This is a genomic window from Mucilaginibacter corticis (genome assembly GCF_007558865.1).
Taxonomy (GTDB): Bacteria; Bacteroidota; Bacteroidia; order Sphingobacteriales; family Sphingobacteriaceae; genus Mucilaginibacter; species Mucilaginibacter corticis.
On record NZ_VLPK01000001.1, the window covers coordinates 159,047 to 178,714 of the forward strand.

18 protein-coding genes and 1 tRNA gene are annotated in these 19,668 nt (G+C 41.2%); 9 read left to right on the forward strand and 10 right to left on the reverse strand.

Translation table 11 applies throughout. The features are described from left to right. Positions 1 to 21 precede the first annotated feature (21 nt). Positions 22 to 3,216, reverse strand: a complete 3,195-nt coding sequence (locus tag FO440_RS00665) for a SusC/RagA family TonB-linked outer membrane protein (RefSeq protein WP_246104146.1) — start codon at positions 3,214 to 3,216, stop codon at positions 22 to 24. 654 nt (positions 3,217 to 3,870) lie between these two features. Further along, the gene (locus FO440_RS00670) at positions 3,871 to 4,896 is read right to left on the reverse strand and encodes a LacI family DNA-binding transcriptional regulator (protein ID WP_144246308.1); all 1,026 of its coding nucleotides are present in this window, start codon (positions 4,894 to 4,896) and stop codon (positions 3,871 to 3,873) included. Between the two features lie 439 nt (positions 4,897 to 5,335). On the opposite strand from FO440_RS00670, the gene FO440_RS00675 reads away from it, so the two are divergent. Beyond that, on the forward strand, positions 5,336 to 6,535 hold the full coding sequence (locus tag FO440_RS00675) for a trans-sulfuration enzyme family protein (RefSeq protein WP_144246309.1): 1,200 nt from the start codon (positions 5,336 to 5,338) through the stop codon (positions 6,533 to 6,535). Between the two features lie 401 nt (positions 6,536 to 6,936). On the opposite strand, the gene FO440_RS00680 is transcribed toward FO440_RS00675, so the two are convergent. Continuing rightward, positions 6,937 to 7,009: transfer RNA gene (locus FO440_RS00680), tRNA-Phe, on the reverse strand. A gap of 209 nt (positions 7,010 to 7,218) precedes the next feature. Here FO440_RS00680 and FO440_RS00685 point away from each other — a divergent pair. Both FO440_RS00685 and FO440_RS00690 read left to right on the forward strand, forming a co-directional pair. Next, positions 7,219 to 8,532, forward strand: coding sequence for a (Fe-S)-binding protein (locus FO440_RS00685; RefSeq protein ID WP_144246310.1), 1,314 nt, complete (start codon positions 7,219 to 7,221; stop codon positions 8,530 to 8,532). Between the two features lie 28 nt (positions 8,533 to 8,560). Next, a complete protein-coding gene (locus FO440_RS00690) occupies positions 8,561 to 9,388 on the forward strand; it encodes a (Fe-S)-binding protein (RefSeq protein ID WP_144246311.1) in 828 nt (275 codons plus the stop codon). Positions 9,389 to 9,394: 6 nt separating this feature from the next. Here the strand turns inward: FO440_RS00690 and FO440_RS00695 are convergent, their stop codons facing one another. Beyond that, positions 9,395 to 9,877, reverse strand: a complete 483-nt coding sequence (locus FO440_RS00695; protein WP_144246312.1) for a hypothetical protein — start codon at positions 9,875 to 9,877, stop codon at positions 9,395 to 9,397. A gap of 46 nt (positions 9,878 to 9,923) precedes the next feature. On the opposite strand from FO440_RS00695, the gene FO440_RS00700 reads away from it, so the two are divergent. Next, on the forward strand, positions 9,924 to 10,409 hold the full coding sequence (locus FO440_RS00700; protein WP_144246313.1) for an ABC transporter ATPase: 486 nt from the start codon (positions 9,924 to 9,926) through the stop codon (positions 10,407 to 10,409). 76 nt (positions 10,410 to 10,485) lie between these two features. Here the strand turns inward: FO440_RS00700 and FO440_RS00705 are convergent, their stop codons facing one another. After that, positions 10,486 to 11,634 carry a TlpA disulfide reductase family protein gene (locus FO440_RS00705; RefSeq protein WP_144246314.1) on the reverse strand — a complete coding sequence of 383 codons (1,149 nt, stop codon included), beginning with the start codon at positions 11,632 to 11,634 and terminating at the stop codon, positions 10,486 to 10,488. Positions 11,635 to 11,691: 57 nt separating this feature from the next. Continuing rightward, positions 11,692 to 12,873, reverse strand: a complete 1,182-nt coding sequence (locus FO440_RS00710) for a formimidoylglutamase (RefSeq protein ID WP_144246315.1) — start codon at positions 12,871 to 12,873, stop codon at positions 11,692 to 11,694. 145 nt (positions 12,874 to 13,018) lie between these two features. On the opposite strand from FO440_RS00710, the gene FO440_RS00715 reads away from it, so the two are divergent. Both FO440_RS00715 and FO440_RS00720 read left to right on the forward strand, forming a co-directional pair. Continuing rightward, complete coding sequence (locus tag FO440_RS00715) at positions 13,019 to 13,984, forward strand: NAD-dependent epimerase/dehydratase family protein (protein ID WP_144246316.1); 966 nt, start codon at positions 13,019 to 13,021, stop codon at positions 13,982 to 13,984. A 54-nt stretch (positions 13,985 to 14,038) separates the two neighbouring features. After that, a complete protein-coding gene (locus FO440_RS00720; protein WP_144246317.1) occupies positions 14,039 to 14,656 on the forward strand; it encodes a YdeI/OmpD-associated family protein in 618 nt (205 codons plus the stop codon). Between the two features lie 158 nt (positions 14,657 to 14,814). On the opposite strand, the gene FO440_RS00725 is transcribed toward FO440_RS00720, so the two are convergent. The 4 genes from FO440_RS00725 to FO440_RS00740 form a co-directional block, all read right to left on the reverse strand. Next, on the reverse strand, positions 14,815 to 15,798 hold the full coding sequence (locus FO440_RS00725; RefSeq protein WP_144246318.1) for a type I phosphomannose isomerase catalytic subunit: 984 nt from the start codon (positions 15,796 to 15,798) through the stop codon (positions 14,815 to 14,817). A gap of 111 nt (positions 15,799 to 15,909) precedes the next feature. Further along, entirely contained in the window at positions 15,910 to 16,242 is a 333-nt protein-coding gene (locus tag FO440_RS00730) for a HepT-like ribonuclease domain-containing protein (protein ID WP_144246319.1), read from the reverse strand. Then, positions 16,235 to 16,528, reverse strand: coding sequence for a nucleotidyltransferase family protein (locus FO440_RS00735; protein WP_144246320.1), 294 nt, complete (start codon positions 16,526 to 16,528; stop codon positions 16,235 to 16,237). Before FO440_RS00735 ends, FO440_RS00730 begins: the two co-directional genes overlap by 8 nt. 99 nt (positions 16,529 to 16,627) lie before the next feature. Further along, on the reverse strand, positions 16,628 to 17,857 hold the full coding sequence (locus FO440_RS00740; protein WP_144246321.1) for an NADP-dependent isocitrate dehydrogenase: 1,230 nt from the start codon (positions 17,855 to 17,857) through the stop codon (positions 16,628 to 16,630). A 145-nt stretch (positions 17,858 to 18,002) separates the two neighbouring features. Between FO440_RS00740 and FO440_RS00745 the strand changes: the two genes are divergently transcribed. The 3 genes from FO440_RS00745 to FO440_RS00755 all read left to right on the forward strand — a co-directional run bounded on the left by FO440_RS00745 (position 18,003) and on the right by FO440_RS00755 (position 19,652). Beyond that, positions 18,003 to 18,458 carry a lipocalin family protein gene (locus FO440_RS00745; protein WP_144246322.1) on the forward strand — a complete coding sequence of 152 codons (456 nt, stop codon included), beginning with the start codon at positions 18,003 to 18,005 and terminating at the stop codon, positions 18,456 to 18,458. Positions 18,459 to 18,460: 2 nt separating this feature from the next. Further along, positions 18,461 to 19,168, forward strand: a complete 708-nt coding sequence (locus FO440_RS00750; RefSeq protein ID WP_144246323.1) for a porin family protein — start codon at positions 18,461 to 18,463, stop codon at positions 19,166 to 19,168. A 70-nt stretch (positions 19,169 to 19,238) separates the two neighbouring features. Beyond that, positions 19,239 to 19,652: a hypothetical protein gene (locus tag FO440_RS00755; protein ID WP_144246324.1), complete on the forward strand. Its 414-nt coding sequence runs from the start codon at positions 19,239 to 19,241 to the stop codon at positions 19,650 to 19,652. Positions 19,653 to 19,668 lie beyond the last annotated feature (16 nt).

Consider the following 19,668-nt stretch of genomic DNA (forward strand, 5'->3'; position numbering starts at 1 on the left):
TTGAATCCACCTGAATAATTATTATAAGCTTAAATCAAGGCCCAGCGTAAACTTTTTAGGAATTGGATAGCCGCTGCCGTTATAAACACCATAAGCATCAACCTCTTCAGCATCAGGCACATTTGATTTTTGAAAGATGTGCAGGTTATCAACCATGCCATATACTCTTAAACGGCTTATGTGAAGACTACTTAAAACAGCTTTATTAAATGTGTAACTAAGCGATACCGTTTTTACGCGCAGATAATCTCCATTTTCAACCCAGGCTGAGCTTACAGCTGCATATTTGTAATGGGTACCGCTTACTGAACTTAAAGAAGGATAGGTAGCATTATCTCCCGGATTTTTCCAGTAGTTGATACCTGAAAGATCAGGGAACGCGCTATGTGTAATGTCATGATACACATCCGGGTCACCGTCATCATTAGGCACAAGGTGAGATAATTTACCTACTAAATAATCATTATAGATCTGACGGCCCAAAGTGAATGTACAGAATATTGATAGTGACCAGTTCTTATAACCAAACACGTTGTTAAAACCACCGGTAAATTTGGGATTAGGGTTACCTGCGGGCACATAATCTGTTGCATCAAGAACCCCATCACCGTTTGAATCTTTCCATATTGGGTCGCCCCCTTTAAACGCGTAACCATAAAAGTTAATTGGCGCGCCGGTAACCGGATTAATTGGTACATCAGCATCTGTTTTATAGATACCTGTTTGTTGGAACAAATTAAACTCATTTATAGGCTGACCTTGCCTTAACAGATATTTATCTAAATAAATATCACGTCCGCCATTTGGCAGGGCCGTGATCTCACCTTGGTCATACGCAATATTGAAGTCCGTTTCCCACTGAAAAGTACTGGTTGGCTTAAAATAATGTGCTATAAATGAAGCTTCAACACCTTTGTTCTGCGTGCCTATTGAGTTAGTATAAATAGTTTGATAACCTGTTGTTACCGGTAGTACTAAATTAAAAAGGCCTTTACTTGTATTCTTAACATAGGCATCAGCAACAAAACTAAAGCGGTTATCAAGGAATGCCAGATCAACACCGATGTTATATTGCTTGGAATGTTCCCAGGTGAGGTCTTTATTACTTAAACCGGCACCAAAATTAGGCGATATAGCTGCCACCCCGTTATATGTGGTAGATAGGTTTTCGCCGGTTTGGGGGCTTTGGCTGCCTGAAAAGCCACCAGCGCCAATACTGTAAGCGTCAAATGCCAGGTAGTCATTCCCCCCGTCCGGCTGCCTGCCTGTTATACCAAAACTGCCACGTACTTTAAACATACTAAGCCAGTTACTTGCAGATTTCATGAAAGGCTCATCACTAACCAACCAACCGGCAGAGATAGACGGAAAGAAACCTACCCTGTTACCAGCTCCAAATTTTGAGGATGCGTCTGCATTCAATACGCCTGATAATAAGTAGCGTTGCTTGAAGTCATAGTTAACCCGCAAGAACTCAGTTGATATGCCGTTTTCAAGCAGGTCTGAAAAAGCTGTTGAGCTGTTTTTGTCCAAAACCTTTACAACCGAGATCTGATCGTTTGGTATGCCGTCTGCCGCGGCGCTGGTTGCCCGGTAGTTGTGATATTCGGCGTTTTGGCCTAATAACACGTTAAGGTGATGGTCTTTATTTAGCGTGGTACTATATTGAAAATTACTACTTACTAAATAATTTTCAGAATTATCAACAAAGCTCGAAGCATATCCATAACCACTTTGCCTTACTGCGCCCGGTGTAAAGGTATCTTTGCGGCTACCGGCGCTTTCATAAGACAATACTGAGTTAAATGAAAAGTGATCAGATATTTTCCAATCAATAGTAGGGCTGATGGTAACACTATTATTAGTGTTATTGTCGGTGTTGTTAACTGTACTGCCAAACAGGTAATCTTTATTAGCCTGTGTTAAGTATAAATTTGATGAGGGCAGCGGGCTATTTGCGTAATAACCACCAGTGAACGGGTTTACGTTACCACTAATGTCGCTAAGCGATGTAGGTCTGTCAACCCGGTAAAAACGTATTTGTGTACTGATCTTAAAACGTGGTGATATGTTTAAACCAACCGTACTGTTAATTGAGTAACGTTTTAGGCCGGTTTTTTTGATAATACCAGATTCATCATAATAATTTATGCCATAGCGATAATTAACCAAGTCATTGCCACCGGTTATTGATAACTCATAGTTATCAACTACGCCGGTTTGATATAATTCTTTCCTGTAATCATTGGCGTTGTTAAATGCAGGATTTAAGGTATCCGTTAAAATTTGAGGGATACTCTCCAGGTTGTTATAGTTTCCGTAATGATCAATAAGCGCAAGTTTTGCTCTCGTCTCTTCTGCACCTGTAAGTACTTTATCTAAATTAGGCCTGCCTGTAACGCCATGGTAGGTTGAGAAATTTATACGGGTTTTACCGGCAACGCCTTTTTTAGTGGTGATAAGAATTACACCGTTAGCGCCTCTTGAACCGTATACGGCTGCCGCAGACGCATCTTTTAATACAACAATATCGTCTATGTCGCCAATAGGGATGCCTGCTAAAACATCAGTACCCGTGCCAGATCCATAATTAATAGCGGCGATATCTTCGGTACTTTGTGGCACCCCGTCAATAACATATAAAGGACCTGATAAGGCCCTCGCCAGGCTGGCTTTACCTGCCTGCGTGCCCGTGTTACTATTAATATCACGGCTTACTGCCGTGTTACCTCTTAACACCACGTTGCTTCGCACACCCGGCTCGCCCGAAAAATTCTGGACGTTCAAACCAGCGACACGTCCTTGCAGTAACGCGTCAAATGTTGGTGCAGGTATGTCGGCAATGGTCTTAGGATCAATAGATGTAATCGCGGCAGTAACCGTTCTTTTCGCTACAGACTGGTAACCGATTACCACAACATCGTTCAATGTTTTTTGATCTGTTTTAAGAACGATTATTAAGTTTGATTTTGCTTCGGTTATATTAATGGTTTGGGGGATATAACCAAGCATCCTGATGGTAATTGATTTACCGGTTGGTACTTTTAATGAGAAAGAACCGGCAACATCGGTAGTAACACCTAATGTTGTGCCTGTTACTACAACAGATGCACCCGGTAGCGTCTCGGATCCATCTTTTACTACTCCCGAAACAACAACCGCCGGACCAGTGACAGGAGCGTCTTGGGCTTTTACAGCAACGGTTCCCAAAACCATTAGGATATTGAGAACGCATGCATAATAAAAGATTTTCTTTTTGTATAAGAATTTAATCATAATTAGAATTTGAATGAGCAGTTAATTATTTTGAATTTTTTCGGCAATGCCGTTAGCGGTGGGGGTTAATTTTAATTTACTTTTTATCCATGCAGTATTATTTAGTTAAAAAATATATTTATTATGATAAAACGTTTTATCAAATGAAGCGCTAAAACAGACCTGCCATAAATCCTCAAATAAATTAAAATCTGGCCTTAAATCTTTTAAATAAGCTGTTTTATATAGCTTATAATCTCTCAAACAGTTGATGCATTATCAGATCAACTATCTTAAAAAAAGTTTCAATGTAGATTTTATTTCAAACTTGTATATACAATTTACTAAAAATTAGATAAATCGTTTTATCAATTGCTACGCTGTACTACTTATTTTGGCAGTAGTGTGATCCAAATATAGAATAGTAAAATGTTTTATCAAACACAAAACCTATGTTTTATTAAAAACACATTAAATTTTATCGTATTTTCAATTTGATATGGAATTTTTTATAAAAATCATTAAAATAAGTTACATAATTGTCGATAAAAATTGACCAACTTGAAAAATATACAATTTTTAAGTAATTATTAAAGCCACAAAATCAATTAAAATCTATTTAAGATTACTTGTAGAACCTCTTTTAACTATTTCAGCGGGAATTTGAAGTTTAATTTTCGAAATATCATATTTTTTACCACCCATTTGCGATAATAACATATCAATTGCTGATTTTGCAATATCATAAGCGGGTTGTTTTACTGTAGTAATACCCGGAGGGTAAAATTCAAAGATCTCGTTTTCATCAAAACTCAGCATGGCCAGGTCATTGGGGATATTCAGGCCAAGTTCGGTAATGCTTTGCAGCCCCATAATGCCCAGGTAATTGGTAGTAAAAAACAACGCGTCCAGGTGTTTTTGTTGTTTGATAAACGCCTTTATCAATTTTACGGCTTTATCCCTATCGGTATCAAAAGGTATTTTTAAGATCCTTTTCTGATCATCATTTAATCCATGGGCCTTAAGCGCATCGGTATAACCCTGCATCCGGTCTTGCAGCTGTATCAATTCAATATCGGCAGTGATCAGGCCTATATTGCTATAACCTGAACTGATCAGGAACTCAATAGCCGTATATGAACTATTATAATTGTCTACCAATACGTGCGGAATATCCAGCCCCGGGAAATAGCCGTCTATCAGTACAACAGGTTTGTCGTTATTAACCAGGTTCTGAACTTCTTGCTCCAGGCCTTTAAGCGGGGTGATAATATAACCGTCAACCTGCTGACGAGACAACATCCTGATAACATCTTTGCCCTTTTGGATATTATTGTTGGTGCTGCAATAAATTACACCGTATCCCTGCTTTTCGGCTTCTTCTTCAATTACTTTAGCCATTGCACCAAAAAATGGCCCGCCAATAGCTTCAACCACAAAGCCTATAACTTTTGACGACCCTGTGCGCAAGCCCACCGCCATGCGGTTAGGTTCATACCCGTTCTCGCTGGCTATTGCTAATATTTTCTCTGAAATTTCTTTGCTTATGCGCCCTTTGCCGTTTAACACAAATGACACGGTTGTTATTGATGTATTGGTAAGTTTTGCAATATCTTTTATCGATATCTTCTTTTTGATCATGACAATTGAGCGCTGAAAACTCAGGGTTAGGGGTAAACGGCTTTATTTATAAATCCATCAATAAGCAAAGCATAGCGATATTTGCTTAAATTTTAATGATAATAACAGTTAAGTTTACGGAATAAAGGCCTGCAAGCCCTTTATGCATTAATTGGTCCTTGGGCTAAATATAATAATGATTAATCGATTTACTATATTTTGATAGGTAAAATAAAAAAATCATCCCGGAGAGGCACCCCTGCATCATGATTTTACCGGCCGATAACTGAAAACGAGCGATAAATTACCAAAATGTCACCTTCGCCATAATTTCCTGACAACAAATTTGTTACTAATGTCAAAATATTTTGACGGGCATAGTTCCGTTTGTACATTTGTTATAAGGCATGTTATATATATTGTTACCCGATACTGCCATAACCAATTTTAACAACTTATTATGGATATTTCATTTATTTTAAATGAACTGGGCGAAGACCGGGAAAACTATTTTAATGCGGTTGCACCACCTATTGTGCAAACCACAAATTTCGCTTTCAACACGGTAAGCGAGCTGAGGGATGCCATGTCTGACGAGTTTGATAGCAATATATATTCGAGAGGGCAAAACCCTACAGTTAATATCCTAAGAAAAAAGCTGGCGGCCCTTGATGGTGCCGAAGATGCTTTGCTGTTTAACAGTGGTGTAGGCGCTATCAGCATTGCCGTGCTGTCATTATTAAAAGCAGGCGATCATGCTATCAGTGTTAAGTCGCCCTATAGCTGGACAAATAAGTTATTCGACAAGATCCTGCCTAAATTTGGCATCAGCACTTCTTTTGTTGACGGCACTGATTTTAAAAACTTTGAACAGGCCATATTAAGCAATACACGCCTGATATTTTTAGAAAGCCCTAATACTTATAACTACCAGTTGCAGGATCTTAAAAAGATAGCTGCCATTGCTCAGTCGCGCAATATTATTACCATTATTGATAATAGTTATTGTACGCCTTTATTTCAGCAACCTATAAAGATGGGGATAGACGTGGTTGCACAATCGGCTACAAAATATATTGGCGGGCACTCTGATGTGGTTGGCGGGGTTTTAACCGGTAGCCGTGCAATGATAAAACGCATTTTTGAAAACGAGTTTATGAGCATGGGCACCACCCTATCGCCAAACTCGGCCTGGCTTTTGTTAAGGGGGCTAAGAACCTTACCCCTCAGATTAAACCGCAGTTTTGAAAGCGCCAAACTGATCACCTCATGGTTAAACCAACACGAAGCCGTTGAAAAAGTGATATGGCCCTTTAGCCCTGATTTTGAACAGGCAGCGCTTGCGGCCGAACAAATGCAAGGCTGCGGCGGCTTATTCAGCATCATTTTAAAAGACTCGTCGTTCGAGAAGATAGAAAGCTTTTGCAATAACCTGCAGCATATACTGATAGCGGTATCATGGGGAGGGCATGAAAGTTTGGTGATACCGGCTATTGCGTCTATGAAAAAAGAAGATTATTGCGCCGATAACAAACAACACCAGTTAATTAGACTATATGTAGGTTTGGAAGATCCAACTTACTTAGTTACAGACCTTAGTAAAGCTTTGAACAAAATATCTTCTGGTACAAAGCTATTAAGCAGCGAACTAACGGAATAATAGCGAGAGTATCTACCTAATAAGAAGGAAAATACATCATATTGCAGTAAAATTAGGCGTTTGTATGCTGCAAGGCAAAGATTATTCATCAATAATTTAGAAGTATTCCCTTGTAAATTTAACGGAAATCAATTCTTATTGTTTCCGTATTTACAATTTACACCTACGACAGTTGACTACAAGGAATCTTAATAACTCAATTTAAAAAAAAGTGTAGCAAGGACACAGATGCGCCAAATCATTTTAAAAATATGATCCTACAACACAGATAGCATTAAAAACAAGAAAAAATCAAAAAATCAATTTAGTGATTAACAGAATTAAAAACCTGCATTTAGAGATTGTAGAGGCCCTTTAAATACAAAAAGGCTTTCTTCATGAAGAAAGCCTTTTATATGCTGTGGTATCAGCTGGGATCGAACCAGCGACACAAGGATTTTCAGTCCTTTGCTCTACCGACTGAGCTATGATACCGTCCGTTTAAGGACTGCAAATGTAGACTTTTTTTTGTTTATCGATAGCTTTTTTTGAAAATTTTTCAGCACATTTTTTCATCAGCAATTAACTGCACAGTAAATCAAACAATTACACCGTATAATTATTTTTTAATCTGGTAAACGCTTGTCGATATTTTTATAGTTGGCGGATAAGTCTATCTTTGATTAAATTACTATGCACGCATAATGATTTCACAGATATTGTTTAGCATTATTTTAATTGCCGCGATTTATCTATTCAGCAAAAACGCGGGCAAGATACGCCGTAATATTTTGTTAGGTCGTGATGTTAACCGGTCTGACCGCCGGGCCGAGCGCTGGCGAGTAATGGCAAAAGTTGCTTTAGGGCAAACCAAAATGGTTAAACGCCCGGTGGCGGCCATAATGCACTTTTTTATTTACGTCGGCTTCATCATTATCAATCTCGAGGTTCTGGAGATCATGATAGACGGCATATTCGGCTCGCACCGCATATTTTCAAAACCGCTGGGGAGTTTATACGGCTTACTGATCGGCAGTTTTGAGGTACTGGCAATTTTAGTGCTGGTGGCCTGCGTAGTTTTCCTTGCACGCAGAAACATTGTCCGCCTGAAGCGTTTTAGTGGGACTGAGATGACCGAATGGCCCAAAAGCGACGCCAACTATATCCTGATCATAGAAATATGCCTGATGACGGCTTTTTTAACTATGAACGCTGCCGATTATAAGCTGCAGGCTTTACACTTTGGCCATTATATAAAAGCGGGCAGTTTCCCGGTCAGCAGTTTAATTGCCCCTTCCCTGTCGGCAAACCCTTACTCATTAGAAATTACCGAACGGGTTTGCTGGTGGTTCCACATTATTGGGATTTTGGCTTTTTTAAACTACCTACCCTATTCAAAGCATTTTCATATCCTGCTGGCTTTCCCAAATACATGGTACTCAAATTTAGAGCCGAAAGGCGAGTTTTCCAACATGGCATCGGTAACCAACGAGGTAAAAGCCATGCTTGATCCGTCTTTTGTGCCTGAAAATAATGGCGAGCCGGCAAGTTTTGGCGCTAAAGATGTAACCGATCTCACCTGGAAAAACCTGATGGAGGCCTACACCTGTACCGAATGCGGCAGGTGTACATCTGTTTGCCCGGCAAATATTACGGGTAAGCTGCTATCGCCCCGCAAGATCATGATGGATACCCGCGACCGCATAACCGAAGTGGGTAATAATATAGATAAACACGGCAAAGACCACCAGGACGGCAAAACGCTGCTTGACGACTATATAACCCGCGAGGAACTTTGGGCCTGCACTACCTGCAATGCCTGTGTTGATGCCTGTCCCGTAAATATTAACCCGCTTGAAATTATAACAGAAATGCGCCGTTATGTGGTGATGGAAGAATCGCAGGCACTGGCAAGCCTGAACAATATGTTCGGTAATGTTGAAAATAATGGCGCCCCGTGGAAATATAGTAATGCGGACAGGTTTAACTGGGCGGAGAAATTGGGCAGTGGGCAGTAAACAGTTTGCAGTTATGACAAAATAAGCAATGGAAAATCAAAATAATTCCGAAATCGAAATTCCGAAATCCGAAATCACGATACCAACCATGGCCCAAATGGCTGCCGAAGACAAGCAACCCGAGATACTGTTTTGGGTGGGCTGCGCGGGTAGTTTTGATGAGCGGGCGCAAAAAATTACGCGCGATATCTGTAAGATCCTGCATCACGTAGGCATAAGCTATGCGGTATTAGGCACTGAAGAAAGCTGCACCGGCGACCCTGCCAAACGTGCCGGTAACGAGTTTTTGTTCCAGATGCAGGCCATGACCAATATCGAAGTATTAAATGGCTACGATATTAAAAAGATAGTAACCGGCTGCCCGCATTGCTTTAACACCATAAAGAACGAATATCCGGGATTAGGCGGTAATTATGAAGTGATCCATCACTCGCAGTTGATACAACAATTGATTGACGAAGGTAAATTAAAAGCCGATGGCGGCGAAAGCTTTAAGGGCAAACGCATTACATACCACGACCCTTGCTATTTAGGCCGCGGCAATAATGTGTACGAAGCCCCGCGTAAAGCTTTAGAAGTGTTAGATATCGAGCTGGTTGAAATGAAACGCTGCAAAAGCAATGGCCTGTGCTGTGGTGCCGGCGGCGCCCAAATGTTCAAAGAACCCGAGAAAGGCAACAAAGACATCAACATGGAACGTATTGACGAGGTGATAGCCATTAACGCGCAGGTAGTAGCTGCGGCCTGCCCATTTTGCATGACCATGTTAAGCGACGGGGTAAAGAACCACGAAAAAGACCAGGAAATTAAAGTTTTAGACATCGCGGAGATAACCGCACGGGCAAACGGGCTGTAAAGTACCTTACAAGTTCTTCATCTTAAAATAATTCAGCGCTTCTTCCAGGCTGTCCAGTCGTTTTGGTTCCATATTCTTTAGCGGGATATTAAGCACATTGGCCATCGAATCTATGTTGCCTTGCCTGTCGTTATACGTTTGCACAATAATGTCGTCGGCTTTTGCTTTTAACTTTAGCATGCCTGTAGTGGCATCGCCTGTATAAGATATGCTGTCCAGTTTTTGCAGTTGAAAAGAAAAGTACTCTTGTTTGTTATTTTGATAGGTTTTACGCAGGCGGATAAAAGAATCGTCGGTTAGCAAAACCTCCCATTTTTTTAGCTTGGGATCTATGGATGGATCAAAGGACTCTGACAGGCATTTATTACCCCAGCTTAGCCAGTCCTGGTCTGTCATGCCGGCAACAAAGCATAAGCTGATCGCGGCAGCTGTAATAAATGAAACAATGAACGCTGATTTTTTATTCTTTAACAGAACTGATTTTAGCATGACAACAAAACTACAGGCCTAAGTTAATAATTTGATAACTTTGTACATGCAATTTTCTGAAAATTCAAGGGTATGGATCTACCAGTCTGACAAAAAACTGACTGACGATGTGGTGCAACAAATACAACAACGTTTAAACGGCTTTACTGCCGAGTGGACCGCGCACAACAACCAGCTTAAAGCCAAAGCCGAAATCCGCTACAACCGTTTTTTAATACTGATAGTTGACGAAACACAGGCCGGCGCCAGCGGTTGCTCTATCGACAAATCGGTTAATTTTATGAAACGCCTGGAACAGGAATTTGGCATCAGCCTGTTTGACCGTTTTAACCTGGCTTACCGCGATGCCGACGAAGTATTATCCCTGCCCCGACATGGCTTTGAAGAATTGCTAAAGCAAGGCAGCATCAACACCAATACCATCGTATACAATAACCTGGTACAAAACCTGTCTGAATTACAAACCAAATGGGAAGTACCTTTTAAAGATAGCTGGCATATCCAGCTTTTCAGGGATTTGGTTACTGTTTAGAAATTCTTAGTCCAAAGTCCTTAGTCTTAAGTCAGATTTTACTTTCGACTTAAGACTAAGGACTATCGGCTTAAGACTATATCTTCCCCAATAACTCCGCCAGTTTATCTTCCAGGTCTGTACCGCGCAGGTTTTTAGCTACGATCTTTCCATTAGGATCAATCAGGAAATTGGCCGGTATTGACTGAACAAGATACAATACAGCCGCTTCGTTTTTCCAGAATTTAAGGTCAGATACCTGTGTCCAGGTTAGGCCGTCGCTTTTAATCGCGCCCTGCCAATCGGCTGTAGCACCGGGCTTATCTAACGATACACCAAGTACGGTAAAGTTTTTTCCTTTATATTTATTATAAGCTTTTACAACATTAGGATTTTCTGCACGGCAAGGGCCACACCATGACGCCCAAAAATCCACCAAAACATATTTACCCCTGAACGAAGATAATTTAACCTGGTTACCGTTTACATCCGGCTGTGAGAAATCAGGCGCCATGCTTCCTATATCGGTGACTTTTTGATCATCAATTGATTTTTTGATCATTTTGGCTATTTCCAAATCTTTTAATGACGGATCAAGGCTATTATACAGGCTTTCTACTTCCGCAGGCGCAGCGCCCTGTCTGCCCAGTAAGTTGATCACCATTAAGCTGATATAACTTGCCGGGTGCGCGGTAACAAAGCCTTTTAAAATTACCTCCTGCTTATCCTGCAGGGTTTTCATCCTGCCGGCTATTTGACGCTGAAAATCCTGCGAGTTTTGTTGGCTTTGCGGTGCGGCATTTTTCTCGTCGTTGACCTTTTTGGCCTCGTCGTTAATTGGCTTTAACAGGTTGGTCAGGTATTTATCATCATCATTAACTGCAGAACCGGTTATTACGCCTTTGCTTACAGAATCCTGGTTTGCTGTAACCGTTGTCGTGCCTTTATCCAGGAAAAAATTAAGCATATCGGGGGTATTGCCTAAATTCTTGTATCCTACTCCCAAATGATCTATCACCAATAAAGAATTTGACGGGGCCGGCACAAAACCGCTGATGGTAAAGCTTCCGTTAGCAACTAACGATGAGTCGACAACCTGGTTTGCACCTATCGAGTAAAATAAATAAGCCCTCGCCGGCGACCCTACATTGCCAACCTTGCCGGTAACTGTAAAATTAGAGGTTGCTTCCTGCGCGAAGAGCGCGGAAGGTAATAGGGCTATGATAAAAAACAATAATTTCTTCATGAACTGTATTGATACTATAAGCTTGATTAACGTATAATCAGGGTATGGATTGTATTCTTAGGTTAATTTTTGATAAGTGCGCCACCAAAGATCAGGCATTTCGCCGGCTACTGCTGTTTTATAATCCTCATGACGGCAGGGAACCAGGTGGAAACGTTCGTTTTTTGAACCACCTGTTGGATATGGCACCTGCATCCACCAGCGGTCTGATTTTTTGCTCTTTACAAACACCAGCTCATGGTCATCATGCCTTAAACTGGTTTTATAGATCAGGTATTGAGATTTTGGACTAAGCGGGAAATCTTTCTTGCGATTATATACCCCATCAATAAAATACCAGATCATTTGTGATAGCAGCATAGCCGTTTGGCCATTACTATCATAAGCCGGGTTAAATTCGTAAAAACCTATCGAGGTTAGCTTGTCATTAAATCCCGCGTAGCGGCAGATCTGGCAAGCCTCTTCACCATAAAAACCGTTTGGCTTAGCGTTGGCATTAGCCGCCGCGTCTGACGAACGGATAGCACCGATATCAAAGCTCAGCATATTAGCGTTGCGGATGGTGGGTTCGGTAACGGCTATATTATTACTTAGCGTACCCAAACGGTGTGCATCGAAATACAATTTATCCATCACCCGTAAACTGTCCTGGCTGGCAAAATAAGTTTGATAACCCAGGTTGCTGAAATTAAACAGGTAATTAGGCTCATGCAGGAATATCTTGCTAAGGTATGATTGCGAGGTGGTTTCAATACCATCATGCAGTTCATCATCCTCCAGGTCAAAGTGCGAATCGATCACTACCAGGTCGACCTTTTGCTCCAGTGTTTCATAACCCATGTATTGCGCGTAGGTAAGGTCCTGTCCCCCGCCTATTATCAGCGGAATGATATCCATCCTTATCAGTTCGGCAACAACGGTTTTAAGTGCGAAATAGGTATCGGTTACCGTATCGCCCTGGCGGATGTTTCCTAAATCGACTATCTGCGTGCTATAAGCGCCTTCATTTAGCTGGTACAGTTTTTCGCGGATATAATCGGGTGCCAACGCGCAACCCGGGTTATTTATAGCGTGCCTGTCTTCCTGTACACCAATAATAGCAATATCCGCCGGCCGTTCCAGGTCGGGAAAGTCACTAACATACAGATCAACCTTGCTGCCTAACTGGCTGGTGTAATAACCGTTTTTAGGTGCAATAGTATCCAGGTTAATGGGTGTAAAGAAATCAGATAAAGACATGTTTCGATGTGCAAATAAGCAGTTACGCAAATATGCAGATAGATGTGCGGATGTGCAAATAGATGTTCGAATATGCACATTAAACAGCACTTGCATATCTGCGCATCTATCCGCACATTTGCACATCTGCACATTTGCAAATTACATGATACTTATAACTGGCGCGACAGGTTTTTTAGGAGCAGAACTGGCTAAACAATTGGCCGATAAAGGCGAAACCATCCGTTGCACAAAACGCGAAACCTCCATTATCCCCATGTTGCTGTTGCCTTACACCCAGATACAATGGGTTGTGGCCGATATGCTGGATGTTTTTGCGCTTGAAAACGCGCTGGATGGCGTAACACAAGTGTATCATTGCGCCGCGTGGGTATCATTAAGGCAAGCCGAAAAGGCCCCCATGATACACACCAATGTTAACAGCACGGCCAATTTAGTTAACCTGTGTCTTGACCGTGACATTAAACTGGTGCATGTAAGTTCGATAGCAGCCATAGGCCAGGCAAAGCCGGGCGAACTGATAACCGAAAATCATCATTTAGATATAGCTGCCGAGAATGATGGTTACGCCATATCAAAGCTTGAAAGCGAAATGGAAGTATGGCGCGGTATAGCCGAAGGACTGGACGCGGTGATAGTTAACCCTTCTTTAATTATCGGCGCAAATGCCGGTACAGAGGGTAGCGGGCAACTTTTTGAAACCGTACGCAAAGGGCTTAAATTTTATACTGAAGGCACAGCGGGATTTGTAGATGTGGAAGATGTTGCCAAATGTATGATTGCTCTGATGGAAAGCGATATTACCGGGCAACGCTACATTATCAGCGCCGAAAACCGTAATTATAAAGAGCTTACTGCCGAAATAGCCAAAGGCTTTAACATTTCACCACCCGCTAAACTGGCCAAACCCTGGATGATGGAACTGGCCTGGCGCGCTGCTGCCGCTTATGCCTACCTGATCCGTAAATCACCAGCCATAGACAAAGTTGCCGCACAATCGGCATCGCAGGTGAAGGATTTTGATAACAGTAAGATCAGGTCGGCAATAGCTATTGAATTTAAGCCGATAAGCAGGTCTATTATCGAGATCTGCGAGCGCTTAGCCAGTTAAAAACTTGTACCTGCACCATTGATGAATTAACCTATAAATTATTAACTTGGTGTTATGGAACAATATGATCATCGTATAGACGCTTACATTGGCAAAAAACCGGCCTTTGCGCAACCCATATTAAATCATTTAAGGGCGTTAATGCATTCCGTATCTCCGCAGATCACCGAGACCATAAAGTGGGGCCACCCATTTTTTGAATATAAGGGGATATTTGCCAACATGGCCGGCTTTAAAGAGCATTGTGTTTTTGGTTTCTGGAACAGTTCAGCACTGGTAGACCCTCATGGTGCCATACTTCGGGGTGAGGACAAAGAATCAGCAGGTAATTTTGGCCGCATTACAAAATTATCTGACCTGCCCAGCGATGACATTTTAAAGGATTTTATTTTGCAGGCCATCGCTTTAAAGGACAGCAATTATCAGCCACCCGCAAAAACAACGGCTGCAAAAGCCCCGAAAGCCGAAATACCCATGCCCGATTATTTTGCCGAAGCATTGGCAACAAATCAGAAAGCACTGGCAACCTACCAGGATTTTAGCCCCTCATGTAAACGCGAATACCTGGAGTGGATAACCGAAGCCAAAACCGAACCCACCCGCCAAAAACGCATTGAAACAGCTTTGGAGTGGATGGCAGAAGGCAAATCAAGAAATTGGAAGTATAAGTAAACACTTATTAAAAAACAAGGGTGTCATGCTGAGGCTCTCGAAGCATGCGGGCCGGGCCTTACGCTCACCCTTCGAGAACCTCAGGGTGACACCCTGATTTGTATTTTTTTTCAGCATAAGACTTACGAAGTTTTAAAAACTTCGTAAGTCTGTTTTAACTATGCTATGAAGCTTTCCAAAATTTTAAAACCACCTTCAGTTTCCAGTTCAATCTTGTCAATTGTTTTTGGTAACAGGATACACTCTCCCATTTTTACAGGATAAGTTTCGCCATTGTAGTTGATGGTGTAGGCACCGGCAAGGCAAACATGGATCACAAACGAGTCCAGATTGCTGTAGTCTTTGCTTGTGCCTTCGGTAGCATCTAAAACACTGGTAGTAAAGTATGGGCAGCTAACCAGTTGTACGGTTTCGTCCTTTTCGGGCGTGTATTTTGTTTTATAATCGCCATAGTAATGATAATCTATCGCGGCCAAAGCTTCTTCGGTATGCAACTCGCGTTTATGTCCGCTGGCATCTACACGGTCAAAATCATAGATCCGGTAAGTAATGTCTGATGTCTGCTGGATCTCGGCCAGCAATAAGCCTGCGCCAATGGTATGCACACGGCCGGCAGGTAAAAAGAACACGTCACCCTCGTCAGCGGTTTCTCGGTTCAGCACATCCATCAAATGGCCGCTGTTAAACTTCTCCAGGTATTCTTCCTGATTCAGTTCTTTGTTAAAACCGGCAATCAGGGTCGAACCCGGATCAGACTCGATGATATACCACATCTCGGTTTTACCGAATGAATTATGGCGCTTTTTAGCCAGCTCGTCATTAGGGTGCACCTGGATAGAAAGGTCTTCGTTGGCATCAATAAATTTCACTAATAGCGGGAAGATATTGCCGAAGTGTTTGTACACTTTCTCGCCTACAAGGTCGGCACCGTACTGCACCAACAGGTCTGCAAGCGACTCGCCGTTTAAAGCGCCGCCTTCAACGATTGAAACATCAGACTTTACACCCGAAATTTCCCAGGTTTCGCCGCAATTTGGCAGATCGCCAAAATCTTTATGCAAATAAGTTTTTATTTTTTGGCCACCCCAGATCTTGTCTTTGTAGATGGTTTTGAATTTTAACGGATATAATGTTGCAGACATATTGTTTTGAATTTGATGCTAAGTTATCAGTAAAACACGAAAAGAGAAAAGTTGATTTGATTTATTAGATTTTGCGTCGAATATCGAACCTAAATAAAAAGCGTTGAATACTTAAATAAGCGTTTTTATTTGTTTAATTAAATCCGGCAGATAGTTTTGGATAACGTCCCAAATGATTTGATAATTTATACCAAAATAATGATGAGCAATTCTATTACGCAGGCCCCTGATTTTGTGCCAATCGATTGATGGATTAGCATCTTTTATTTCGTCCGGCAAGCGGTTGGTAGCTTCGCCAATGATTTCGAAATTTCTTGCCACTGCATCGATAGTTTTACTATCTTCAGTAAATTCTTCAAAAGTCAAAGATTCAGTGTAGCTGATGATCTTTTCAGCACTATCAAGGATATCCTCTATCAAAAGCTTTGGATAACGCTCAGACATAAATAATTTGAGGGTCTATTAAGTCTAAATATTTTTGTTTAATCCCTCCTCTCGAAACTAGATCAACTTTGCAGTTCAGTTTCGCTTCAAGTTCATCGGCAAGCGTGACAAACTCAATGCCTATTCGATCATTAAAATCAACAATAATATCTACGTCGCTTTCAGCAGTAAAATCATCGCGTACAATTGAGCCAAATAATCCTATTGAAGCAATAGGATACCTTTTTACCAAATCGGGCTTTAACCTGGTAAGTAAATCTTTTATGGCAATTAATTCTGCGCTCATATACAAATATAATCAAAACCAATATCGCATTAATAAAAAAGTCCGCATAGAAACTATACGGACTTTCAATATTACGTTAAGACGCAAAGTATTGCGTCTCTACTTACCCAACTTCTTTTTCAAGTTCTCGTCAATTGCTTCCAAAAACTCTTCGGTGTACAGGTAATCAGTACCGTGCTCAACTTTTGGTTTTATGGTAATGGCCAGATCTTTGGTCATTTTACCGCTTTCAACTGTTTCAATACAAACTTCTTCTAAAGCTTTGCAGAAGTCTATCAGTTCCTGGTTGCCGTCAAGGATACCGCGAAACTCTAAACCACGGGTCCATGCAAAAATAGAGGCAATAGGGTTAGTTGATGTCGGGCGGCCGGCCTGGTGCTCGCGATAGTGGCGGGTTACCGTACCGTGTGCAGCTTCAGCTTCCATTGTCTGGCCATCAGGTGTAACTAAGGTAGAGGTCATTAAACCTAATGAGCCAAAACCTTGTGCTACCGTGTCAGACTGTACGTCGCCGTCATAGTTTTTACAAGCCCAAACAAAGTTGCCGTTCCATTTAAGGGCAGATGCCACCATGTCGTCAATTAAACGGTGCTCATAAGTAATGCCCGCGTCAGCAAATTTTTGCTTGTAATCATTTTGATAGATCTCTTCAAAAATATCTTTAAAGCGGCCATCGTATTTTTTAAGGATGGTGTTTTTGGTAGATAAGTATAAAGGCCAGCCTTTCATCAATGCCTGGTTAAAACAAGCATGTGCAAAGCCTTTTATTGATTCGTCGGTATTGTACATGGTTAAAGCAACACCATCGCCTTTAAAGTTAAATACTTCGTATGATTGTACTTCGCCACCATCTTCAGGAGTAAAGGTTACGGTAAGCTTGCCTTTGCCTTTAGTTAAAAAATCGGTAGCGCGGTACTGGTCGCCAAAAGCATGACGGCCAATGCAGATAGGCGCTGTCCAGTTTGGTACCAAACGCGGCACATTGCTCATTACAATAGGCTCGCGGAAAACAGTGCCATCCAGTATGTTACGGATAGTTCCGTTTGGCGATTTCCACATTTGTTTCAGGCCAAATTCTTCCACACGCGCTTCGTCAGGAGTGATGGTAGCACATTTAATACCTACACCATATTGTTTAATAGCGTTTGCAGCATCAATAGTTACCTGGTCATTGGTTTCATCACGATATTCTAAACCAAGATCGTAGTATTTAATATCCACATCCAGGTACGGAACAATCAGTTTATCCTTTATAAACTTCCAGATAATGCGGGTCATTTCATCACCATCCAGCTCAACAACCGGATTGTTTACTTTAATTTTTGACATAGCAGGTGTTCTATTTTTTTATCTAATGGCTTCAAAGATATAAAATAGACTTTATCAATAATTGTATGTAATTGTAAAATAAGTAATAAATTTTAAATAAATTCGAGGCGATATTACTATCGATATCGTTAAACAATGCCGGTGCATGAAAAAACCTTTACTCTTTATTGCAATAATTGCCAGTGTAATTATTGGCTGTAAGCTTGATGAATCTGGCTTTAATAAAAGTTCAGCCCCGGGTACCAACACATCTACACCAAATACAAATGCCTCTATCGTAGGTATGTGGTTTGTAAAAACGCAAATTACAAAGGGCAGCGCCCTGGGTATAGCTATTGATGATACTACTACTACTTTTACGCCTAAAGACTATTTTACGTTTAAGAGTGATAAAACTTTCATTTATTCTGAAGCTGACTCAGCATCTGTAACAACAGGCACATATAATTACAATGCTTCGGCTAAAACGCTTGCACTTACAAATGATGTAGGTACTTTTACTGTCAATAAAGTAACTGCCGACAGCCTTATCCTTGGCACACATATTTCTATACCTGCGTATAGTACAGAAACCGATGTCATTTTAAAATTCACACACTAAAAATGAAATATTTTATAAAAGCTATTTTTTCATTATTGTTTGTTTGTTTACTTGCAGGTACGGCAAAAGCCCAGATAGGTTATAACTATGCCCAGTATGATCTGGGGCTGGGCCTTGATATCAACAAGGTTTATGGCGATGCGCAAACTATTAAAAGTTCTAAATCTGCCCATTTTAATTTTAACGTTAACGCCGGGCCATATATCAACTACATTATTGAAGTGCAAACCGGCGTTTTGCAGGGCGGCGATTCATTAACAACCACAACCGGCAGGCAATTTAAAAATAACTTTAATGCGGTAATGTTTAGGGCACAGCTGCAAATGGGTGAAATTCTTGACTATGCAGATAAGCCCATCCCTAATGCTTTTAAAAATTTATACATATCGTCCGGCGTTGGTTTTGTAGTTAACCATATCACCAATATTAACAGGGAATCTATCCTCACCCCGGGGTTTTATACACCCGGCGAGCTAAACAGCAACGAGATCGTTATCCCGGCGCGCATAGGATATGAATTTAAGGTATACAACAGCTATGATGAGCCTGCCTTTAAAATTGACCTGGGTTACCAGTATAACTTTGTGCTGGGCGACAGTTTAGATGGCTTTACTGCTGGTACTCAAAAAGATCATTATTCGCAATATTCCATCGGCATAAAATTCGCAGTAGGCAGTAAAACATCATATAGAAAACAAATTCCGTATTGATCATTATTTTGATGGCATAATTGATTTTGGCAGGGTTTTTTCTATGTATCTTTAATAAAAGATTTAACCCATGAACACTGATCCATTTGACAACGAAAACGACGACAGGGACAGAACCCTGAAAGACGAACTTGGCGAAACCATTGACCAAGATCAATTAAGGTATAACGCCGATGATAACAGCTATGAGCTTGATGTAAAAGGCGACGATCCTGATTACGACCACCCGGATCCGTATAATACCTCGCAAAAAAACGGTGCTGACATGAACTCAACCTATGATGAGGCTAACCCCTATGATGTGGTTGACGAGTATATCCCGAACGAATCGTTAGAAACAGATGTTGACCAGTTAGGCATGCACGTAGATGACGGCGAAATTGTTAATGTAGACCCGATTGATGCCTTGCTTGCCCATACTCCCGAAGATGACCGCGATGACCTGGATGAAGAAGGGTATCCTAAAAATGACAGGCCGAGATAAAACTAACAAAAAACAA

Bases quoted from the DNA above. Each gene is read 5' to 3' on its own strand.
- FO440_RS00665 (WP_246104146.1), bottom strand. From the start codon at position 3,216: ATGGTTTTGGGAACCGTTGCTGTAAAAGCCCAAGACGCTCCTGTCACT.
- FO440_RS00670 (WP_144246308.1), bottom strand. From the start codon at position 4,896: ATGATCAAAAAGAAGATATCGATAAAAGATATTGCAAAACTTACCAAT.
- FO440_RS00675 (WP_144246309.1), top strand. From the start codon at position 5,336: ATGGATATTTCATTTATTTTAAATGAACTGGGCGAAGACCGGGAAAAC.
- FO440_RS00685 (WP_144246310.1), top strand. From the start codon at position 7,219: ATGATTTCACAGATATTGTTTAGCATTATTTTAATTGCCGCGATTTAT.
- FO440_RS00690 (WP_144246311.1), top strand. From the start codon at position 8,561: ATGGAAAATCAAAATAATTCCGAAATCGAAATTCCGAAATCCGAAATC.
- FO440_RS00695 (WP_144246312.1), bottom strand. From the start codon at position 9,877: ATGCTAAAATCAGTTCTGTTAAAGAATAAAAAATCAGCGTTCATTGTT.
- FO440_RS00700 (WP_144246313.1), top strand. From the start codon at position 9,924: ATGCAATTTTCTGAAAATTCAAGGGTATGGATCTACCAGTCTGACAAA.
- FO440_RS00705 (WP_144246314.1), bottom strand. From the start codon at position 11,634: ATGAAGAAATTATTGTTTTTTATCATAGCCCTATTACCTTCCGCGCTC.
- FO440_RS00710 (WP_144246315.1), bottom strand. From the start codon at position 12,873: ATGTCTTTATCTGATTTCTTTACACCCATTAACCTGGATACTATTGCA.
- FO440_RS00715 (WP_144246316.1), top strand. From the start codon at position 13,019: ATGATACTTATAACTGGCGCGACAGGTTTTTTAGGAGCAGAACTGGCT.
- FO440_RS00720 (WP_144246317.1), top strand. From the start codon at position 14,039: ATGGAACAATATGATCATCGTATAGACGCTTACATTGGCAAAAAACCG.
- FO440_RS00725 (WP_144246318.1), bottom strand. From the start codon at position 15,798: ATGTCTGCAACATTATATCCGTTAAAATTCAAAACCATCTACAAAGAC.
- FO440_RS00730 (WP_144246319.1), bottom strand. From the start codon at position 16,242: ATGTCTGAGCGTTATCCAAAGCTTTTGATAGAGGATATCCTTGATAGT.
- FO440_RS00735 (WP_144246320.1), bottom strand. From the start codon at position 16,528: ATGAGCGCAGAATTAATTGCCATAAAAGATTTACTTACCAGGTTAAAG.
- FO440_RS00740 (WP_144246321.1), bottom strand. From the start codon at position 17,857: ATGTCAAAAATTAAAGTAAACAATCCGGTTGTTGAGCTGGATGGTGAT.
- FO440_RS00745 (WP_144246322.1), top strand. From the start codon at position 18,003: ATGAAAAAACCTTTACTCTTTATTGCAATAATTGCCAGTGTAATTATT.
- FO440_RS00750 (WP_144246323.1), top strand. From the start codon at position 18,461: ATGAAATATTTTATAAAAGCTATTTTTTCATTATTGTTTGTTTGTTTA.
- FO440_RS00755 (WP_144246324.1), top strand. From the start codon at position 19,239: ATGAACACTGATCCATTTGACAACGAAAACGACGACAGGGACAGAACC.